The organism is Streptomyces sp. NPDC059003 (assembly GCF_042740445.1).
Taxonomy (GTDB): domain Bacteria; phylum Actinomycetota; class Actinomycetes; order Streptomycetales; family Streptomycetaceae; genus Streptomyces.
Window position 1 is genome coordinate 1 of the sequence record NZ_JBHYJH010000109.1, and the last position, 18,540, is coordinate 18,540.

Consider the following 18,540-nt stretch of genomic DNA (forward strand, 5'->3'; position numbering starts at 1 on the left):
GTACTAGCCCGTCCGGCGCTTGAGGACGAGCCGCGGAGCGGCGATGAGCGGGGGTCCAGGGGGCGCAGCCCCCTGGTTCGGGAAGGGGCGGGTCCGGGGCGCACCGCGCGAGCGCCCACATACCCGCCTTCACCTGCGCTAACGGTTTTCTGATGACTTATGTCCTCCCCCTCAGCCACCGGAATTGTTAGGCTCGTGGTTTCGCCCACCCATAAGGGAACATCCTTCTGGGTAGGGCGATGCTTTGTATTCCGAGCACCTACGAGGAGCACCTGTGACCCAGACCAGCGAGAACGTCACCTGGCTGACCCAGGAGGCGTACAACCAGCTCAAGGCCGAGCTGGAGTACCTGTCTGGTCCTGCGCGCACCGAGATCGCAGCCAAGATCGCGGCGGCGCGCGAGGAGGGCGACCTGCGCGAGAACGGCGGGTACCACGCGGCCAAGGAGGAGCAGGGCAAGCAGGAGCTCCGCGTCCGCCAGCTGACCCAGCTCCTGGAGCACGCCAAGGTCGGCGAGGCGCCCACCGAGGACGGAGTCGTCGCCCCGGGCATGGTCGTCACGATCGCCTTCGACGGCGACGAGGACGACACCCTGAGCTTCCTTCTCGCCTCCCGTGAGTACGCGAGCGACGACATCGAGACGTACTCGCCGCAGTCCCCGCTCGGCTCCGGCGTGAACGGCAAGAAGATCGGCGAGGACGCGGAGTACGAGCTGCCGAACGGCAAGCTGGCCTCCGTGAAGATCCTCGCGGCCAAGCCGTACCAGGGCTGAGCCCTCCGGCGACCGACCGCACCCGGCCCCCGGCACGTCTCCCGTGCCGGGGGCCGCGTCGTGCGCGCCCCCGGGTCCCGGGCCCCGGCGTATCAGCTCCTCGTCGTCAGGCCGTCGCCGAGCGGTACTTGCGGACCGCGAGCGTACGGAAGATCAGGATGATCAGGACCGAGTACATCGCCGACGCCCAGACGGGGTGCTGCATGGGCCAGGCGTCGGACGAGGACACCCCTGGGTTCCCGAAGAGCTCGCGGCAGGCCTGGACCGTGGCGCTGAACGGATTCCAGTCGGCGATATGGCGCAGCCACGGCGTCATGTTGCTGGAGTCCACGAACGCGTTCGACAGGAACGTGACCGGGAACAGCCAGATCAGGCCGCCGGACGTGGCCGCCTCCGGGGTGCGGACCGACAGGCCGATCAGCGCGCCGACCCAGGTGAACGCGTACCCGGACAGCAGGAGCAGGCCGAAGGCGGCCAGGGCCTTGCCGAGATTGCTGTCGGCGTGCGACCCGACGCGCCAGCCCACCAGGAGTGCCACGACGGCGAGCACCAGGAGGGTCAGGGCGGTCTGCACCAGGTCGGCGATGGTGCGGCCGGTGAGGACGGCGCCGCGCGCCATCGGCAGCGAGCGGAACCGGTCGATCAGGCCCTTGTGCATGTCGTCCGCGATGCCCGCGCCCGCGCCTGCCGTTGCGAACGTGACGGTCTGGGCGAAGATGCCGGCCATCAGGAAGTTGCGGTAGTCCTCGGGGCTGGTGCTGGTGCCGATCTTCATGGAGCCACCGAAGACGTAGCTGAACAGCACCACGAACATAATTGGCTGAATCAGGCCAAAAATGATCATCTCGGGAATCCGGGACATCCGGATTAGGTTGCGCTTGGCTACGACGAGGGAGTCGCGGACGGACTTGCCGAGGCCCCCCGCGGGCCTGGCGACGGGTGCGGTGTCGGTGATGGCGGTCACTTGGCGTCCTCCTTCGCACGCTGGTCCCGCTGATCCTCGGCCTCGGTCCCGGCGTCGGCCTTGCCCTTCTCCTTGTGCCTGGACCTGGACTTGGCCCTGGACTTGGCCGTCACCTCGCCGTCCTCCTCCTCGTCGACCTCGGCCATGTGGCCCGTCAGGGAGATGAACACGTCGTCGAGGGTGGGGCGGCGCAGGCCGATGTCGTCGATCTCGATGCCGCGCGCGTCCAGCTCGCGGATGACCTCGGCGAGCAGCTTGGCGCCGCCCGCGACGGGCACGGTGAGCTTGCGCGTGTGCTGGTCGACGGTGGCCTCGCCCTTGCCGAAGCCGGTGAGGACCTCGGTGGCGGTCGCGATGTGCTCGCGCTCGTGCACCACGACCTCGACGCGCTCACCGCCGGTGCGGGCCTTCAGCTGGTCGGAGGTGCCGTGGGCGATGACGCGGCCGTGGTCGACGACGCAGATGTCGTGCGCCAAGTGGTCGGCCTCCTCCAGGTATTGCGTGGTCAGGAGCAGCGTGGTGCCGCCCGCGACGAGCTCCTGGATGATCTCCCACAGCTGCTGGCGGTTGCGCGGGTCGAGCCCGGTGGTCGGCTCGTCCATGAACATCACCGGCGGCGACACGACGAGCGCGGCGGCGAGGTCGAGGCGGCGGCGCATGCCGCCCGAATACGTCTTGGAGGGGCGGTCCGCGGCGTCGGCGAGATTGAACCGCTCGAGCAGCTCGCCCGCTCTCACCTTGGCGTCCCTGGCCGACATCTGATAGAGCTGGCCGACCATCTGGAGGTTCTCACGGCCCGTCAGATACTCGTCCACGGCGGCGAATTGGCCGGAGAGGCCGATCGAGCGCCGCACTTCGTTCGGATTCTTCAGGACGTCGATCCCGGCGACGACCGCCTTGCCGCTGTCGGGCGTGAGCAGCGTGGTGAGGCAGCGGACCGTCGTCGTCTTTCCCGCGCCGTTCGGCCCGAGGAGGCCGAGCACGGTGCCTTCCGGGACATCGAGATCGACGCCGTCCAGAGCCTTTACGTCGCCGAAGGTCTTCACCAGGCCTTCGGCATAGATGGCGCCTGGCATAGGGACTCCCATGGTTGGGTCGTTACCTGACGAAAAGCTTAGATTTGCCGGGTCACGAGCGCCCGGCGGCCAGTGGCGTGAATCACACAGTAACGCGATACATCGCGTCGTCTCAACCGAGTTTGTCAAGCCTGTGGAAAACCCTCGCGGACGGCGTCCGCCCCGAGCCCCGGCGGGCGGCGTCCGCAGGCGGTGTAAGCCCGGGGCTCAGCCGATGACCGCGTAGCCCGCCGCCCGCAGCGCCGCGCTCACCTCGGCGCAGTGCTCCGGGCCCTTGGTCTCCAGGTGCAGCTCCACCTCCACCTCCGTGAGCCCGAGCCGGGGATCCGTGCGGACATGGCTCACGTCGAGGACGTTGGCGTCCGCCACTGACAACACCCCGAGAAGCGTGGCCAGGGCCCCGGGGCGGTCCGTCAGACGAAGGCGCAGCGACAGGAAACGGCCCGCGGCCGCCATGCCGTGGCGCAGGACGCGCTGCATCAGGAGCGGATCGACATTGCCACCGGAAAGGAGCGCGACGACCGGGCCCTCGAAGGCGCGCGGACTGCTCAACAGCGCCGCGACCGGGCTCGCGCCCGCAGGTTCGACGACCATCTTGGCCCGCTCGAGACAGAGCAGCAAGGCACTGGACAGATCGTCCTCGGAGACGGTGACGATCTCGTCGACGAGATCGCGGACGAGCTGGAACGGCACGTCGCCGGGCCGGCCCACCTTGATGCCGTCCGCCATCGTCACCGGCCTGTCGATCGACACCGGGCGGCCCGCCGCCAGCGACGGCGGGTACGCGGCCGAGCCCGCCGCCTGCACGCCGACCAGACGCACGTCCGGGCGCAGCGACTTGACCGCGACGGCGATGCCCGCGGCGAGGCCGCCGCCGCCCACGCCGATCAGCAGCGTGCGCACCTCCGGGCACTGCTCCAGGATCTCCAGGCCCACCGTGCCCTGCCCCGCGATGATGTCCGGGTGGTCGAAGGGGTGGATGAACACCGCGCCCGTGTCGTGCGCGTACTCCTGCGCCGCCGCCAGCGTCTCGTCGATGACCTGGCCCTCCATGCGCACCTCCGCGCCGTACTCACGGGTCGCCGCGACCTTCGGCAGCGGCGCGCCCACGGGCATGAAGACCGTCGAGCGCACGCCGAGCAGGGACGAGGCGAGGGCCACGCCCTGCGCGTGGTTGCCCGCGCTGGCCGCGACGACGCCCGCGGCGCGCTCCTCGGGGAGCAGGCCCGCGATGCGCACGTACGCGCCGCGCAGCTTGAAGGAGCCCGTCCGCTGGAGGTTCTCGCACTTCAGGTGCACCGGGGCACCGATGAGGCGCGACAGGTGCCTGCTGCCCTCCATGGGCGTCACCCGGGAAACGCCGAGGAGCATCTTCTGGGCGCCGCGCACGTCGTCCAGGGTCACCGTCGGCAAGGAGCGTGTCGTGCGGTAGCTCATGACTGCAGTCTCGCAGTTCACGCCTGTTGCCTCTCCCCGTGACCAAGCGGCGAGACGGGTTTGCGCAGCGCCGGTACGGGTGCCGCCCTGGCCGCGTACCCTGTCCCCCAATCCATCACCCTTCCCATGAAGTGAGCCCCCGGCCATGCCCACAACTCCGGACATGACGACCGCCAGCGATCCCGGCCTCCTCGACACGCTCCAGCACCAGGTAGCGGTGTTCGCACGGCGTGCGGAGCAGACCCGCCTCGGCGGCGTAGGACAGGTCCGCAACTCCATGGACCGCGCCGCGTACCTCCTGCTCAACCGCCTCGACAAGGAAGGACCGATGGGCGTCAAGGCGCTCGCGGCGAGCATGGGTATCGACTCGTCGACCGTGACCCGGCAGGTCGCGCCGCTCGTCGACACCGGCCTCGTCAAGCGCACCTCGCACCCCGAGGACGGGCGTGCCGTGGTGCTCCAGCTGTCGCCGCGCGGCCAGGCCCGCCTCGACGAGGTGCGTTCCTCGCGGCGCGAGCTGATGGCCGAGCTCACGCACGACTGGGCACCGGAGGAGCGGGCGAGCTTCACCTCGCTCCTCACGCGCTTCAACTCCGCGCTGTCCGCGCGGCAGAGCGCGGGCGCCCTGCCGGAAGCGGTGGCACCCACCGAGTCCTGAGCCTCCGGCCGCGGTTCGCCGACTGCCGCGGCCGGAAGCCCTCGTCTCGCGGGGGCGCGGCTCACTGTGTTCCGCTTGACCCTTTGCCCGGCCACTGCCCGGCCGGTGCGTGGCCAGTGCGTGGCCACCGCCTGGCCACCGCCTGGCCTTCGTCTGCCCTCCGGCCGCTCCTTCGGTTACCCGAACGCTCGCTTCCGGTCACGCAGGGCTCTTGACCCGGCCACCGTGGCTGGCCTCAGATGAAACCGGGTCCCTCTATGCCGGACGGCGGGAGGCACGGTGCGAGAACGGCAGGCCGCCCAACAGGCCCGCCGCGCCCGGGAGTTCCAGGCGTTCGTCGCGGGCGCGGCAGGGCGTCTTCTGCATGCCGCCACGCTGCTCACCGGCGAGCCGCCGGACGCCAACCCCCGCGCGCGGGCGCTGCTCACCGCCGCGCTCGCCTCCACGTACGCCTCCTGGGACCGGCTGCGCGGCGAGGACCCCTACGACCGTACGCGCACCGCGCTCGCCGTCCGCTTCGCCCGCGGCGCGTGGCGGCTGCGCCGCGGGCACGGGGGGCTGCTCGCCCGGCTCTCCCCCCAGGAGCGGCTCGTGCTCGTGCTACGGCTCTACGAAGGCGTCGCCGAGGAGCAGACCGCGGCGCTCCTCGGCCTTCCCGCCGAGCGGGTCCGGACCCTGTGCGCGCGGGCCGTCGCCACGGTGCTCCATCCGCCCCGGGGGCCCGCCCCCGCGGTGCCGCCCGCCCTGGGGGAGGCGACGACCTCATGAGCCGACGGGAGCCGTCGTGAGCCAGCAGGAGCGGCGGGAGGCCGTGGTGCGGGGGCTGTTGGACGCGGGGGCGCCGGCGTCCGTGCCGGCCGACCTCTACGGGGACGCCGTCCGGCGGGGGGTGCGGGTGCTGCGGCGGCGTACCGCCTTGCGGCGGGTGATGTGGCTTGTGCTGTTGGCCGCCGTTGTTGCCTTTACGGTGTGGGCGGTGACCGTGCAGCCGTGGGTGGAGCGGCCGTCGGAGACCACCCCTCCGCTTACTCGCTGGTAGCGCGCTGCCGGGTTTGTCTCCCACCCGCCCGCCCGTTTCCACCTCCACGCGGGGTGGGCGTCCCCTGTGGGGGTTCCCGCCATCGGCGAGTGCCGGTGGGTGGGGTGTTTCCGCCGCTACCGCGGCGGGTTTTCTCCCACCCGCCCGCCCGTTTCCACTTGCCGGGGGGGGGGCCGCCCCGGGGGGGGGTCCCCCGCCTTCGGGGGGGGGGGCCCGTGGGTGGTTTTTGGGTGGGCGGGCGGTATGATCCCGCCGCGGAGCGGCGGGCACGGAAGCATCCGCGGAAGCGCATGGGGTGGGTGGGCGGGACGGGGGTGCGTCGGGGGTGACGGGCACCCCCGGCCCGCTTGGAGCGCCCCCGCTAGCGGAGGGCCTGCTGGAGGTCCGCCAGGAGGTCGTCGATGGACTCGATGCCTACGGAGAGGCGGATCAGGTCGGCGGGGACCTCCAGGGGCGAGCCCGCGGCGGAGGCGTGGGTCATGCGGCCGGGGTGCTCGATGAGGGACTCGACGCCGCCGAGCGACTCGCCGAGCGTGAAGAGCCTGGCGCGGTTGCAGACCTCGACCGCGGCCTCCTCGCCGCCCTCGACCTGGAAGGACACCATGCCGCCGAACGCCTTCATCTGCTTGGCGGCGATCTCGTGCCCGGGGTGGTCGGGCAGGCCCGGGTAGAGGACCTTCGTCACGCGCGCGTGCCGCGTGAGCATGTCCGCGACGCGCGTGGCGTTCTCGCTGTGCCGGTCCATGCGGACGGCGAGGGTCTTGATGCCGCGCAGGACGATCCAGGAGTCGAAGGGCCCGGCGACGGCGCCCATGGCGTTCTGGTGGTACGCGAGCTCCTCGCCCAGGTCGGCGTCGTTCACGACGAGCGCGCCGCCGACGACGTCGGAGTGGCCGCCCATGTACTTCGTCAGGGAGTGCACGACGACGTCCGCGCCCAGGGCGAGCGGCTGCTGGAGGTAGGGGCTCGCGAAGGTGTTGTCGACGACGAGCCGGGCGCCCGCCTCGTGCGCGATCTGCGCGACCGCGGGGATGTCCGTGATGCCGAGGAGGGGGTTGGAGGGCGTCTCCACCCAGACGGCCTTGGTGCGCGGGGTGAGCGCGGCCCGTACCGACGCCGGGTCGGAGGTGTCGGCCACCGACCACTCGACGCCCCACCGCGAGACGACCTTGGCGAAGAGGCGGAACGTACCGCCGTACGCGTCGTTGGGGATGACCACGTGGTCGCCGGGGCTGAGCAGCGTACGCAGCAGGCAGTCCTCGGCGGCGAGGCCGGAGGCGAAGGCGAGGCCCCGGCTGCCGCCTTCGAGGGCGGCGAGGTTCTCCTCGAGCGCCGTACGGGTCGGGTTGGCGCTGCGGCTGTACTCGTAGCCGCCGCGCAGGCCGCCGACTCCGTCCTGCTTGTACGTGGACACCTGATAGATGGGCGGAACGACGGCGCCCGTGAGGGGGTCGGCCGTGTTTCCGGCGTGGATGGCGACGGTCTCGAAGCTCTGGCTGCTGTGCGAGTCACTCATGCGGCCTGAGCGTAATGCGGGACGGGGCCGGGGGACGGACGGGGAGGCGCGGCCCGGGGCCCGGAAGGAGCAGGTTGGCCAGGGTGCGCGGCCAGGTTGGCCAATTGTCACAGGCGTCTGGTTCGCTTGTACGTATGGAGATTCTCTGGGTCCTGATGGCAGTGGTCATGATCGGGGCGGTGCTCGGGCCGGTCCTGCTGCGCAGGCGCGCCGGAATCCGTCAGGTGAGCCCGGGGGCGCCGGACGCGGCGGACCCGGCGAACTACGGCTTCGCGCGCCAGGAGGACCTGGACATCCGCATGCCGGGCCCGGACGCGGACCTGATCGAGGTCCTCGACCTGGTGCAGCGCACGCAGGACTGGCGCGCCGCGTCGCAGCTCCTCGCGGGCACGGAGGTGCACGGGGAGCAGCGCTGGCAGCGTGTGCAGGCCTTCGCGGGCGCGGCGTCCCTGGAGCTGCAGCAGCGGCCCGGCGGCGTGAGTGACACTCCTGGCGGCCAGTGGCTGCGCGTGTGGCGGGCCGAGGCGCCGAAGGACGCGGGCGGCGCGGCCGTGCAGGCGGAGTTCCTGGTGCAGCAGGCGTGGCGCACGGCGACGCCCGGGACGGACGAGTTCCGGATCATCCTGGAGGAGGCCAGGGAGGTCTGTGCGCAGGCGGCGCTCCTGTCCCCCGGCGACCCCGTTCCGTACATCGTGGAGCTGTCCATCGCACGCGGCCTCGCGTATGCGCGGACGGACTTCGAGCAGCTCTGGCTGAAGATCCTGGACCGCGCGCCCGCGCACATGGGCGCGCACCTGGCGGCGCTGCACTACTCGTGCGAGAAGTGGCACGGCTCCCGCGAGGAGGCGTACGCGTTCGCGGAGGCCGCGGCGGCGCGCGCCCCCGGCGGTTCGCTGCTCTCGGCGCTGCCGCTGTTCGCGGTGTACGAGCACCTTCCCGATGTGAACCTGGTGCGTGGCTTCTACCAGAGCGAGGTCGTGACCAAGGCCGTGGAGGGCGCGCAGTTCGCGGTCCACTCCGCGCGCCCGGACGACCCGATGCTGGCGCACGTCCGCCACCTCCTGGTCTTCTTCCTGGTCCGCGGCGAGCGCTGGGGCGAGGCGATGAACCAGCTGGTGCACGTGGACGGCCACGTGGGCGCACTCCCCTGGATGGTGTCCACCGACCCGGCCGCGGACTACGCGGTGTACCGCGCGCTCGCGGTCGCGGGCTACGAGGCCAACGGCGGCAGCCCGGCCACGCTCCCCCACTAGGGCGTGTCTTTCGGATCAGGCCGGGCCCCGTCCGACACCCGGCCCGCCCGGCACCAGGGCCCGTCCGAGGCCGCCCCCGAGGAATGCGCGCCCGCCGCCGGACGTTGACACAGTCGCCGAACCACCCGCTCCAGGAGGACCCCGATGCTCTTCGGCCGCACCCCGCAGCTGCCCACGCCCGACGAGGCCCTGAAGGGCCGCGCGACCCCCGAGTTCGAGGTCCCCTCCCGGCACACGGTCCTGGGCAACGCCCTGCAGGGCCCCTACCCGGAGGGCCTGGAGGTCGCGGACTTCGCGCTCGGCTGCTTCTGGGGCGCGGAGCGCAAGTTCTGGCAGACGGACGGCGTCTGGACGACGCTCGTCGGCTACCAGGGCGGCTACACCCAGAACCCCTCCTACGAAGAGGTCTGCTCGGGCCTGACCGGCCACGCGGAGGTCGTCCGCGTCGTCTTCGACCCGGCCAAGGTCACGTACGCGCAGTTGCTCAAGGTCTTCTGGGAGTCCCACAACCCCACCCAGGGCTTCCGCCAGGGCAATGACGTGGGCACGCAGTACCGCTCGGCGATCTACACGCACTCCCCCGTCCAGGAGGAGACCGCCGCCGCGTCCCTGGAGGCGTACCAGCAGGTGCTCACGGGGGCGGGCCTCGGCACGATCACCACGGCGGTCGTGCCCGCCGAGGGCCGCCCGTTCTGGCCCGCCGAGGGCTACCACCAGCAGTACCTGGACAAGAACCCGGACGGCTACTGCGGCATCGGCGGCACGGGCGTGGAGCTGAGCAGCCCCTCGGAGACGAACTGGGGCCGCGCCTGCCCCACCGGCATCGCCCCGGCCCCCGCCCCCACCTCCGAGACCACCGCGTAACGGCCATGCCCTTCGCGTACGCGCCCGACGGCGTCGCCCTGCGCTATGAGCTCCGCGGCTCCGGTGAGCCGCTGGTGCTGCTCAGCGGGCAGTCCAACAACCGGCACTGGTGGGACCCCGTCATCGGCGACTTCGCCGCCGAGTTCACCACGGTCACGCTCGACTGGCGCGGCACGGGAGAGAGTGACCGGCCGGACACCGACAGCTACAGCACGCCCGGCTTCGCCGCCGACGTGGCCGCCGTCCTGGACGACGCGGGCATCGGCAGCGCCCATGTGTACGGCACGTCGATGGGCGGCCGCGTCGCCCAGTGGCTGGCCGCCGACCACGCCGCGCGGGTGGACCGGCTCGTCCTCGGGTGTACGTCGCCGGGGGCGCCGCACGGCGTGGAGCGCGGGCCCGAGGTGCGGGCGGCGCTCGCCCAGCGGGACGCGGACGCGGCGCGGCAGGCGCTCCTTGAGCTGATGTACACGCCCGCGTGGATCGCCGCCCAGGAGGCGTCCGGGCGGCGGGAGTTCGGCACGCTCGGGGACCCAGGGATGCCCGACCGGGCCCGCGGCCGCCATCTGCGGGCCAGCGCCCGGCACGACGCGTGGGACGCCCTGCCCCGGATCAAGGCGCCGACGCTGGTGGTGCACGGGAGCGACGACGTCTTCAACCCGGTGGCCAACGCGCCGCTCATCGCGGAGCGGGTGCCGGACGCCCGGATGCGGATCGTCCCGGGCGCGCGGCACGCGTACTTCGAGGAGTTCGCGGAGGTGGCCACGCCGCTGGTCCTCGGCTTCCTGCGCGACGGCGAGGCCGGCCCCGTCACCGCCGCGGCCCCTCAGTGACCCGGCCGGTGATCTAGTCCTCGGCGCCGTACGGCTTGGTGATGATCTCCAGGTTGTGGCCGTCGGGGTCGTTCCAGTAGAGGCCGCGGCCGCCGTCGTTCGTGTTGATCTGGTTCTCGCGCTCGTGGTACGGGTCCGCCCAGTAGGTCAGGCCCCGCTCCTTGATGCGGCCGAAGATCGCGTCGAACTCCGCGTCGGAGACGAGGAACGCGTAGTGCTGCGGCACGAACGGGTGGCCGTCGCCCTCGTAGTAGTCGAGCGTGACGCCGTTGGGGATCTCCACCGGGATGAACGGGCCGTACTGCGGGCCGACTTCGAGGCCCAGGATGTCCGCGAGGAACTGTGCGGACGCCTTCTTGTCCTCGGCTTGGACGATCGTGTGGTTCAGCTCGATGGTCATCGTGCGGACCTCCTCGTAGTCCGGCCGTCCCTCGTGCCCGGCCTTGCGGTGTTTTCCGCCTCTCTGTTCCTGACATGGACTACGTTACGGTCGCGGGTCCGCCCCCAACATCCGTCACCGGTTCGGGGCTTGCTGAGCATTGCGGCCTAGGCCCCCGGGACCAGGTGGAATCCGGTCGCCGGGATCCGGTCACCCGCCACCCGGGTCCGGGGCGGGTGACCGGAGACCGTCAGATCCGTCAGATCCGTCAGATCGTCGCCGCGTCGATCACGAACCGGTACCGCACGTCGCTCGCGAGCACCCGCTCGTACGCCTCGTTGATCTGGTCGGCGCGGATCAGCTCGATCTCGGCGCCCAGGCCGTGCGCGGCACAGAAGTCCAGCATCTCCTGGGTCTCGCGGATTCCGCCGATGGCGGAGCCCGCGAGGGTCTTGCGCTGGAGCATGAGCGAGAAGACGTTCAGCGAGACGGGCTCCTCGGGGGCGCCGACGTTCACGAGGGCGCCGTCCGTCTTCAGGAGGTTCAGGTACTGGTCGAACGGCAGCGGCGCGGACACCGTCGAGACGATCAGGTCGAACGACGCGGCGAGCCGCTCGAAGGTGGCCGGGTCGCCGGTCGCGTAGTAGTGGTCGGCGCCCAGCTTCAGGCCGTCGTCCTGCTTGCGCAGGGTCTGCGACAGGACGGTCACCTCGGCGCCCATCGCGTGCGCGATCTTGACGGCCATGTGGCCGAGGCCGCCGAGCCCGACGACCGCGACCTTCTTGCCGGGTCCCGCGTTCCAGTGGGCGAGCGGGGAGTACGTGGTGATGCCGGCGCACAGCAGCGGCGCGGCGACGTCCAGGGACAGGCCGTCGGGGATGCGGAGCGTGAAGGCCTCGTCGACGACGATCTGCTGCGCGTAGCCGCCGTAGGTGGGCTCGCCGTTGCGGTCGAGGGCGTTGTACGTCTGGATGTTGCCCTGGTGGCAGTACTGCTCAAGGCCTGCCTTGCAGTTCGCGCACTCGCGGCAGGAGTCGACCATGCAGCCGACGCCCACGCGGTCGCCGACCTCGAACCGGGTGACGTCCGGGCCGACCTCCGCCACGACCCCGGCGATCTCGTGGCCGGGCACCATCGGGAAGATGCCCTCGCCCCAGCCGTCACGGGCCTGGTGGATGTCGGAGTGGCAGATGCCGGCGTACTTGATGTCGATCAGGACGTCGGACGCGCCGACGGGGCGGCGCGGGACGGTGGTGCGCTCCAGCGGGGCCTTGGCCGCAGGGGCGGCGTAGGCGGGGACGTCGCGGGTCTGCGCGGTGGAGGTCCGGGCGGTGCGGGCCTGTGCGGTGGGGGTCTGTGCGGTCGTGTCGGTCATGCCTTTGACGCTGTCACCTGCGGAAACAACCACCCAGCCCTCTGTTGTGCCTAGGCGCGGCGGTCCTACCACCACTGGTATCAGGCTCAGCCGCGTACGACCCTGAATACTGGAACGCATGGACGAGAACGCCCCGCAGGGCACCCCTCCCCCCGAGGGCCTGGACCGCCGGGCCGAGCTCAGCGAGTTCCTGCGCACCCGCAGGGCCCGCCTCCAGCCGCACGACGTGGGGCTGCCCAGCTACGGCAGGCACCGCAGGGTGCCGGGCCTGCGCCGCGAGGAGCTGGCGCAGCTCGCGGGGGTCTCGGTGGCGTACTACACGCGCCTGGAGCAGGGCAACGGCCGCAACGTCTCGGCGGAGGTCCTGGACGCCATCGCGCGGGCGCTGCGCCTGAGCGACGCCGAGCACGCGCACCTCATGCACCTCGCGAAGCCCGCCGCCCACAAGAAGAAGCGCGTCCCGCCGACGCAAGCGCTGCGGCCCGCGGTGCAGCAGCTGCTGGACGTCATGGACGGCGTCCCCGCGTACGTCGTCGGGCGGCGCTCCGACATCCTCGGCTGGAACCGGATGGCTGTCGCGCTGTTCGGTGACTGGGGGGCGTTGCCCCGCGAGGAGCGGAACTGGGCGCGGCTCGTCTTTCTCGACCCAGGGATGCGGGAGCTGTTCGCGGACACGTGGGACCAGAAGGCGTCGGACATCGTGAGCTTTCTGCGGATGGACGCGGGGTGCTACCCCAACGATCCCCGGCTCTCTTCGCTGGTCGGGGAGCTGTCCGTGAAGAGTGAGGAGTTCCGTCGCCTGTGGGCCACGCACGATGTGCGGGAGAAGGGGCACGGGGTCAAGCGGCTGCGCCACCCTGTGGTCGGGGAGCTGGCCCTCTCCTTCGAGACGATGCGGCTCGCCGACAGCTCCGACCAGTCCCTGGTGACGTACCACGCGGAACCGGGCTCACCGTCGGCCGAGTCCCTGCGCCTGCTGGCGAGCTGGACGGCGGAGCTCCCTGACCTCGCGGGGGCGCCCCAGACCCGCCCCTTCCCGAACTAGGGGGCTCCGCCCCCTAGCACCCCCGAAAAGCATCGGCGCTCCGCGCCTCGTCCTCAAACGCCGGACGGGCTAGTTATAGCCCCTCCGGCGTTTGAGGAGCGGGGTCTGGGGCGCCCCGCGAGGGCACCGCCTCAGCCCTGGTACGGCGGGGCCGCCCCCCAGTTCCACAGAGGCACCGGCTGACTCGTGGGGCGGGCCGCGTTCGGGCCCGAGAAGTAGACGGCCAGGCGCGTGCCCCACTCCACGTACGCGACGAACGCCGAGCGGAACTCCGCATCCGTGGGCAGCCCGGCCTCGTCCGCCGCGTCCTGGATCAGGTTCACCCACCGCCGCCGCTGCGGCTCGGTGATGCCCTTGCCGAAGTGCTTGGCGACCATGTGGGCATGGGCACCGTCGCCGTGTTCGCCCGAGTACGCCGCAGGACCCCCGAAGACCTCGCCCAGCCAGTGCGCGACGTGCGCCGCGTGCTCGGGCGCGAGACCGGCGAAGACGGGGGCGAGGAGGTCGTCCGCGAGGACCTTCCCGTAGAAGATCTCCGTCAGGCGCCCGAAGGCCTCCTCGCCGCCCGCCCAGGCGTACAGCGTCGGCGTGGACGCGCCGGAGCCGCGCACCGACGTGGGCGTGTAGTGCCGCATCTCCTCGATGTTCTCGACGTACGGGCGGATGTGCGCGAAGAACTCCTTGAAGTGCTCCGACGATCTGAAGCCCTCCAGGTGGTCCTTCGTGGACGTCCAGGTGATGCGCAGGACGAAGTGCTCGAAGTCCTCCTCGCAGCGGGTGAGTTCGTAGTCGACGCACTGCGGCGCGGCGGCCAGCGGCACGGCGGCGCGGGTGTACGCGGCGAGGAACTCCGCGGAGCGGTCCTCGGGGACGCGGTAGCGGATGTACTCGACGGTGTGGGCGGGGTGCGCGCTCATGGGGTGTCGGCTTCCTCTTCCGAAGCGCCCGGGCCGGAAGCCGCCGTGCCCCAGTCCCAGAGAGCCTGGAGCACCGGACCCAGCTCCCTGCCGTGCGGGGTGAGTTGATAGGTGACGGTGGGCGGCCAGCCGGACGTACGCGTGCGCCGGACGACCCCGGCGCCGACCAACTGTGTCAGCCGCTCCGCAAGTACCTTGTCGGACAACTGCGGGAGCGCGGCGGCCAGTTCGCTGTACGCGTACACGTCACCCGCGAGCAGCTCGCGCACCACGAGCGTGGTCCAGCGGCCCCGCAGCGCCCCGAGGGCCACCTCGACGGGGCAGTCGGGGCTCGGCACCAGGACCCGGGCGCGGGGGTCGTCGGGCAGGCCGGGGCGCGGCTCCCGGGGGTCCGGGAGCGCCTGGTCCCGGCGGGCCGGAAGAGCCTGCCTTACCGTTCGGTGAGCCACGGGCGCGCCTCCTACTGTGCCGTGCATGAGCACTTTCATCCTGCCCCAGCGCCCCGAGGACGTCCCGTCGGCGTTCGCCGAGCGGTTCAACAGCGGCGACCCCGAGGCCGTGCGCGAGCTGTACGAGCCGGACGCCGCCTTCGTCCCCGAGTCCGGCGTCCCCGTGCACGGAGCCGACGCGATCGCCGCCCAGAACGCCCCCTTCCTCGCCCTCGGCCTGCCGATCTCCGTCACGCCCCGGCACGTGCACGTCGCCGGGGACACCGCCCTGCTCGTCGTCGACTGGGACATCGACGGGAAGGTGCGGGCCACGGCGACGGACGTGGCACGCCGCGGCGCCGACGGGTACTGGCGCTATGTGATCGACAGCCCCTTCGGCGCCGGGCGCGCGGCCGACTAGGCGCGGCTGCTCACCGACGTACGCGCGCTACTTCCCGACGTACGCGTCACTTCCCGAAGTACGCGTCGTAGATCGTCACCGTCCCCCTGTTCCCCTTCGTGTCCTCGACCGCCGCGCGGAAAGAGATCGACTTGCCCGCGGCCGGGTTCTTCACGGAGATCCTGCCGTCACGGACCGCGGTCTTCTTCCAGGTGCCGCCCTTGTCGTACGAGACGTACACCGCAAGGGACTTGAGGTGGCCGCCCGCGGCGGCGCCCTGCACCGTCACCGGCACGGACTGGCGGGCGCCCGCGGGCGCCCGGCTGTCCAGGCCCACCTTCGGCGTGAAGCGGACCGTGGAGGCGGGCAGCCGCGCCTCCCGCGCCTTCTTGGAGCGGAACGTCCAGCTCGCGTCGATGCGCGAGGAGGCGGCCGCCACCCGCGGGTCGCGCCGCACCGACGTGGACAGGCGGTACTCGGCGTCCGCCGCCGGGACCTTGAAGGACGCGTTGCCGCTCAGCGGATCCTTGTTCGTGCCGATCAGGCGGCCGTCGCGGTGCAGGGTCGTCTTCACGGAGGAGAACACGGAGTCGCCCTCGTGCCCCGCGCCGTCGGCGGCCACCGACACCGCACCGCTGATCCTGTTGCCCTCGCGGAAGATCCCGTAGTGCTCCCTCACGAGGCGCGGCCCGAACACGGCCGTGTTGAACGTCTTCGTGTACGTCCTGCCCGCCTCGTACCTCTCCCACGGTTCGACGAAGTAGGACGCCTCTGCGGTCAGCCTGCCGTTCTCGTCCTCCCCCAACTGGCGGAAGTCCATGAACCACTCCGCCTTGTCCACCGCGGACAGGTGGAACGTCCGCGTGGTGCGGGCCTGCTGCGGAACCGAGTAACTGAACGCAAGACCACCGCTGTCGGGCAGCGAACCGAAGGCGCCGACCACGGCCTTCTTGCGTTCGGCCGACGCCCCGAGACGGGCCTTCACCGTGGCCAGTTCACCGGCCTCGACGTGCTTACGGTAGCCGGTGGCGAACCGGTCGGCCGTGCCGCCGACGATGACGCCGTACTGCTCGTCGTCGCCCTTGAGCCAGTGTCCGGCCCACTCCTGGTACAGCGAGCCGCCCGTGACGCGGGGGCCGAGGTGCGCGGTGCGCAGCGGTGCGTACGACGTGAGAAGGAGCCCCAAGGAGTCGTCGTCCGTCACGTGGTACTGCGGAGCCGCGAGGACAGGCCTGGCCTCCGCGTCCGGCACCGTGATGTCCACCGGCTTCGCCGCCCGCGCGTCCAGCGTCAGCGTCATGTCCTTCGTGACGTTCAGCTTCGGCCGGGCGAGCCAGTCGACGCCCTTGGCGGCGTCCTCCGGGTCCTCGTAGATCCGCGCGTCCAGGAGGTAACCGCCCTTGGGAACGCGGACCTTGACCGTGCCGGTCACGTCGGTGACGTCGTAGGACTTCTCGGCGGCCGACCCGCTCAGGCCGATGAGGAAGGACGAGGAGAACCTGGCGGGGCGGCCGTCACGCCCGACGTACTTCAGCGTCACGTCGTACGTCTCCCCCTCGCGCTGCACCACGGCGCCCGTGCGGACGCTCTGGCCGCCGCCCTTCGCCACGACGTACGCGGAGTAGGTGCCGCGCCCGGTGCCGCCGAGCTCGGTGTGCGCCGTCAGGCCGACCGACGCGCGCCCGCCCGCGGGCACCGTCACCTTCTTCGCGCCGAGCGTGTAGAAGCCGCGGGGGGCCGGGCGGCCCTTCGGGTCGGTGGCCGTCACGGAGAGGTCGAGGGTGATGTCCTCCGTGCCGGAGTTGCGGTACGTGATCTTCTTGGTGACCGGCCGGTCGTCGGCGTGCGGCCACTTCGGGGCACCGAGGTTCAGCGACACCGGGTCGGCGACGACGGTCTGCCCGATCGCCCTGTCCACGGCGACGCGGCCCGAGCCCTGCTGGTACGGGGAGTACGTGCCGCCCCTCCCCGGCACGGCGGACACGGCGGACGACGTCAGGGCCCGCTTGAGGTCGGCGGCCCGCCAGTCGGGGTGCCGCTGCTTGAGCAGGGCGGCGGCGCCCGCGACGTGCGGGGTCGCCATCGACGTACCGGAGATCGTCAGATAGCCCTCGGGGTTCTGGCCGACCTCCTTCTCGATCTCGCTGCCGGGCGCCGCGGCGGCCGTGATGTCCACGCCGGGCGCGGTCACGTCCGGCTTGACCGCGTTGTCGCCGGCGCGCGGGCCCTGGCTGGAGAACTCGGCCAGCTTGTCCTTGCCGTCGACCGCGCCCACGGTCAGGGCGGCGTCCGCGCTGCCCGGGGAGTCGATGGAGCCGCGGTAGCCCTCGTTGCCCGCCGCGACGGCGAACAGGACGCCCTGGTCGGCGGAGAGCCGGTTGACGGCCTCCTCCAGCGGGTCGATGCCGATGTCGTCGCTGCCGCCGAGGCTCAGGTTGACGACGTCGGCGCCCTGCGCGGCCGCCCACTCCATGCCCGCGAGGATCGCGGAGTCGCCGCCCCGGCCGTCGTCGCCGAGGACCTTGCCGTTCAGCACCCGCGCGCCCGGCGCGACGCCCTTGAACCTCCCGTTCGACTTCGCGCCCGTCCCGGCGGCGATGGACGCGACGTGCGTGCCGTGGCCCACGCGGTCCTTGGTGTCGGCGGACTCGGAGAAGTTCTTCGCGCCGACGACCTGGTCCTTCAGGTCCGGATGCGTGGCGTCGACGCCCGTGTCCAGGACAGCGATCTTCACGCCCTTGCCGTCGAGCCCGGCCGCCCACGCCTTCGGCGCCCCGATCTGCTTCACGCTCTTGTCGAGGCTGGCCTTACGGGTGCCGTCCAGCCACAGGTGCCGGACGCCGGACGCCGTGCGGCCCTTCCCCGTCAGGGTCTTCCAGAGGGCCGCCGCGTCCCTCCTGGGCGTGGTCACGGCGTCCGCGTTCAGGGACGTGAAGGTGCGGCGGACCGCGGTGTCGCCGGCCGCGCGGACCTGGGCCCGGGCGCCGCGTGCGTCGCCCCGGTAGCCGACGATCAGCTTCAGGCCCTCCCGCTGCGCCGCGCGGTTCGCCTTGCTCGTCAACTCCGTGACGTCGAAGAGCCGTTGGTCGACCTTGCCCGCGTCGATGAGCCGCTGCGCGTCGCACGGCAGGACCAGGGCGTGGCCGCGCACGGTCCGGGTGCTCACGGGTATGCGCTCGCGCCCCTCGGCCGGGGTGAAGCCGACCAGGCGGCCCCCGGTGTCGACGGTGACGCGGTCGCCGGTGACGAGGGTGAGCCGGTGGGTGCCCGAGGGCGCGGGGCGGGACGCCGCCGGGTGCGCGGACTCCGGCTGTGGGCGCGCCGCGGACGCGGGGCCGACCAGGCCCGCCGCCACCGCTGCCGCCGTGGTCAGGGCGAGGGTGACGGCCCCCGCCCGCCTTCTGTGCTGACGCAATGTTCCCCCTGGGATAGCTGGGACAGGAGTGTGCCGAGTTGCGGAAAGAGAAGCGGCTCCCGGGACCAGCGGTCCCGGGAGCCACCCCTCACACTCGTTCAACTGTCCTCAGAACAAGGGAAGTTCCCGGACTTCTCCGATCCGGCTTCTCCGTCCCGGGGGGGGAAGC

The 18,540-nt window shown here is 72.0% G+C and carries 18 protein-coding genes; 9 read left to right on the top strand and 9 right to left on the bottom strand.

Annotated elements, in window-relative coordinates; all coding sequences use genetic code 11:
- Positions 1–274: 274 nt before the first annotated feature.
- A complete protein-coding gene (greA, locus tag ACFWZ5_RS30485; RefSeq protein ID WP_384805708.1) occupies positions 275–772 on the top strand; it encodes a transcription elongation factor GreA in 498 nt (165 codons plus the stop codon).
- Between the two features lie 106 nt (positions 773–878).
- Here greA and ACFWZ5_RS30490 read toward each other — a convergent pair whose 3' ends face one another.
- The 3 genes from ACFWZ5_RS30490 to ilvA all read right to left on the bottom strand — a co-directional run bounded on the left by ACFWZ5_RS30490 (position 879) and on the right by ilvA (position 4,249).
- Positions 879–1,736 (bottom strand): ABC transporter permease, encoded by an 858-nt coding sequence (locus ACFWZ5_RS30490; protein WP_384805710.1) that lies wholly within the window; start codon positions 1,734–1,736, stop codon positions 879–881.
- Positions 1,733–2,812: an ATP-binding cassette domain-containing protein gene (locus ACFWZ5_RS30495; protein ID WP_384805712.1), complete on the bottom strand. Its 1,080-nt coding sequence runs from the start codon at positions 2,810–2,812 to the stop codon at positions 1,733–1,735. Before ACFWZ5_RS30495 ends, ACFWZ5_RS30490 begins: the two co-directional genes overlap by 4 nt.
- 207 nt (positions 2,813–3,019) lie before the next feature.
- Positions 3,020–4,249 carry a threonine ammonia-lyase gene (ilvA, locus tag ACFWZ5_RS30500; protein WP_384805714.1) on the bottom strand — a complete coding sequence of 410 codons (1,230 nt, stop codon included), beginning with the start codon at positions 4,247–4,249 and terminating at the stop codon, positions 3,020–3,022.
- A gap of 145 nt (positions 4,250–4,394) precedes the next feature.
- Between ilvA and ACFWZ5_RS30505 the strand changes: the two genes are divergently transcribed.
- The 3 genes from ACFWZ5_RS30505 (at position 4,395) to ACFWZ5_RS30515 (ending at position 5,946) form a co-directional block, all read left to right on the top strand.
- Positions 4,395–4,907, top strand: a complete 513-nt coding sequence (locus ACFWZ5_RS30505) for a MarR family winged helix-turn-helix transcriptional regulator (RefSeq protein ID WP_384805716.1) — start codon at positions 4,395–4,397, stop codon at positions 4,905–4,907.
- Positions 4,908–5,186: 279 nt separating this feature from the next.
- Positions 5,187–5,675: a sigma factor-like helix-turn-helix DNA-binding protein gene (locus ACFWZ5_RS30510; protein WP_384805718.1), complete on the top strand. Its 489-nt coding sequence runs from the start codon at positions 5,187–5,189 to the stop codon at positions 5,673–5,675.
- Positions 5,676–5,691: 16 nt separating this feature from the next.
- Positions 5,692–5,946 carry a hypothetical protein gene (locus tag ACFWZ5_RS30515; protein ID WP_384805720.1) on the top strand — a complete coding sequence of 85 codons (255 nt, stop codon included), beginning with the start codon at positions 5,692–5,694 and terminating at the stop codon, positions 5,944–5,946.
- Between the two features lie 361 nt (positions 5,947–6,307).
- Here the strand turns inward: ACFWZ5_RS30515 and ACFWZ5_RS30520 are convergent, their stop codons facing one another.
- Complete coding sequence (locus tag ACFWZ5_RS30520) at positions 6,308–7,462, bottom strand: cystathionine gamma-synthase (RefSeq protein ID WP_384802094.1); 1,155 nt, start codon at positions 7,460–7,462, stop codon at positions 6,308–6,310.
- Between the two features lie 134 nt (positions 7,463–7,596).
- On the opposite strand from ACFWZ5_RS30520, the gene ACFWZ5_RS30525 reads away from it, so the two are divergent.
- The 3 genes from ACFWZ5_RS30525 (at position 7,597) to ACFWZ5_RS30535 (ending at position 10,412) form a co-directional block, all read left to right on the top strand.
- Complete coding sequence (locus ACFWZ5_RS30525; RefSeq protein ID WP_384802091.1) at positions 7,597–8,715, top strand: hypothetical protein; 1,119 nt, start codon at positions 7,597–7,599, stop codon at positions 8,713–8,715.
- 144 nt (positions 8,716–8,859) lie between these two features.
- The gene (msrA, locus tag ACFWZ5_RS30530) at positions 8,860–9,579 is read left to right on the top strand and encodes a peptide-methionine (S)-S-oxide reductase MsrA (protein ID WP_384802088.1); all 720 of its coding nucleotides are present in this window, start codon (positions 8,860–8,862) and stop codon (positions 9,577–9,579) included.
- Positions 9,580–9,584: 5 nt separating this feature from the next.
- Entirely contained in the window at positions 9,585–10,412 is an 828-nt protein-coding gene (locus tag ACFWZ5_RS30535; protein ID WP_384802085.1) for an alpha/beta fold hydrolase, read from the top strand.
- Positions 10,413–10,425: 13 nt separating this feature from the next.
- Here ACFWZ5_RS30535 and ACFWZ5_RS30540 read toward each other — a convergent pair whose 3' ends face one another.
- Both ACFWZ5_RS30540 and ACFWZ5_RS30545 read right to left on the bottom strand, forming a co-directional pair.
- The gene (locus ACFWZ5_RS30540; RefSeq protein ID WP_384802082.1) at positions 10,426–10,812 is read right to left on the bottom strand and encodes a VOC family protein; all 387 of its coding nucleotides are present in this window, start codon (positions 10,810–10,812) and stop codon (positions 10,426–10,428) included.
- Positions 10,813–11,059: 247 nt separating this feature from the next.
- Positions 11,060–12,166: an NAD(P)-dependent alcohol dehydrogenase gene (locus ACFWZ5_RS30545; RefSeq protein WP_384802079.1), complete on the bottom strand. Its 1,107-nt coding sequence runs from the start codon at positions 12,164–12,166 to the stop codon at positions 11,060–11,062.
- A gap of 118 nt (positions 12,167–12,284) precedes the next feature.
- Between ACFWZ5_RS30545 and ACFWZ5_RS30550 the strand changes: the two genes are divergently transcribed.
- Positions 12,285–13,211 carry a helix-turn-helix domain-containing protein gene (locus ACFWZ5_RS30550; RefSeq protein ID WP_384802076.1) on the top strand — a complete coding sequence of 309 codons (927 nt, stop codon included), beginning with the start codon at positions 12,285–12,287 and terminating at the stop codon, positions 13,209–13,211.
- Between the two features lie 131 nt (positions 13,212–13,342).
- Here the strand turns inward: ACFWZ5_RS30550 and ACFWZ5_RS30555 are convergent, their stop codons facing one another.
- Both ACFWZ5_RS30555 and ACFWZ5_RS30560 read right to left on the bottom strand, forming a co-directional pair.
- Positions 13,343–14,128, bottom strand: coding sequence for a group II truncated hemoglobin (locus tag ACFWZ5_RS30555; protein ID WP_384802073.1), 786 nt, complete (start codon positions 14,126–14,128; stop codon positions 13,343–13,345).
- A complete protein-coding gene (locus tag ACFWZ5_RS30560) occupies positions 14,125–14,577 on the bottom strand; it encodes a winged helix-turn-helix transcriptional regulator (protein ID WP_384802070.1) in 453 nt (150 codons plus the stop codon). Before ACFWZ5_RS30560 ends, ACFWZ5_RS30555 begins: the two co-directional genes overlap by 4 nt.
- A 25-nt stretch (positions 14,578–14,602) precedes the next feature.
- On the opposite strand from ACFWZ5_RS30560, the gene ACFWZ5_RS30565 reads away from it, so the two are divergent.
- Complete coding sequence (locus ACFWZ5_RS30565; protein WP_384802068.1) at positions 14,603–14,977, top strand: YybH family protein; 375 nt, start codon at positions 14,603–14,605, stop codon at positions 14,975–14,977.
- A 46-nt stretch (positions 14,978–15,023) separates the two neighbouring features.
- On the opposite strand, the gene ACFWZ5_RS30570 is transcribed toward ACFWZ5_RS30565, so the two are convergent.
- A complete protein-coding gene (locus tag ACFWZ5_RS30570; protein WP_384802065.1) occupies positions 15,024–18,371 on the bottom strand; it encodes a S8 family serine peptidase in 3,348 nt (1,115 codons plus the stop codon).
- Positions 18,372–18,540 lie beyond the last annotated feature (169 nt).

Excerpts from the sequence above, each read along its gene's own strand:
- ACFWZ5_RS30545 (WP_384802079.1), bottom strand. The coding sequence starts at position 12,166 with ATGACCGACACGACCGCACAGACCCCCACCGCACAGGCCCGCACCGCC.
- ACFWZ5_RS30525 (WP_384802091.1), top strand. The coding sequence starts at position 7,597 with ATGGAGATTCTCTGGGTCCTGATGGCAGTGGTCATGATCGGGGCGGTG.
- ACFWZ5_RS30555 (WP_384802073.1), bottom strand. The coding sequence starts at position 14,128 with ATGAGCGCGCACCCCGCCCACACCGTCGAGTACATCCGCTACCGCGTC.
- ACFWZ5_RS30495 (WP_384805712.1), bottom strand. The coding sequence starts at position 2,812 with ATGCCAGGCGCCATCTATGCCGAAGGCCTGGTGAAGACCTTCGGCGAC.
- ACFWZ5_RS30550 (WP_384802076.1), top strand. The coding sequence starts at position 12,285 with ATGGACGAGAACGCCCCGCAGGGCACCCCTCCCCCCGAGGGCCTGGAC.
- ACFWZ5_RS30565 (WP_384802068.1), top strand. The coding sequence starts at position 14,603 with ATGAGCACTTTCATCCTGCCCCAGCGCCCCGAGGACGTCCCGTCGGCG.
- msrA (WP_384802088.1), top strand. The coding sequence starts at position 8,860 with ATGCTCTTCGGCCGCACCCCGCAGCTGCCCACGCCCGACGAGGCCCTG.
- ACFWZ5_RS30540 (WP_384802082.1), bottom strand. The coding sequence starts at position 10,812 with ATGACCATCGAGCTGAACCACACGATCGTCCAAGCCGAGGACAAGAAG.
- ACFWZ5_RS30505 (WP_384805716.1), top strand. The coding sequence starts at position 4,395 with ATGCCCACAACTCCGGACATGACGACCGCCAGCGATCCCGGCCTCCTC.
- ACFWZ5_RS30535 (WP_384802085.1), top strand. The coding sequence starts at position 9,585 with ATGCCCTTCGCGTACGCGCCCGACGGCGTCGCCCTGCGCTATGAGCTC.
- ilvA (WP_384805714.1), bottom strand. The coding sequence starts at position 4,249 with ATGAGCTACCGCACGACACGCTCCTTGCCGACGGTGACCCTGGACGAC.
- ACFWZ5_RS30520 (WP_384802094.1), bottom strand. The coding sequence starts at position 7,462 with ATGAGTGACTCGCACAGCAGCCAGAGCTTCGAGACCGTCGCCATCCAC.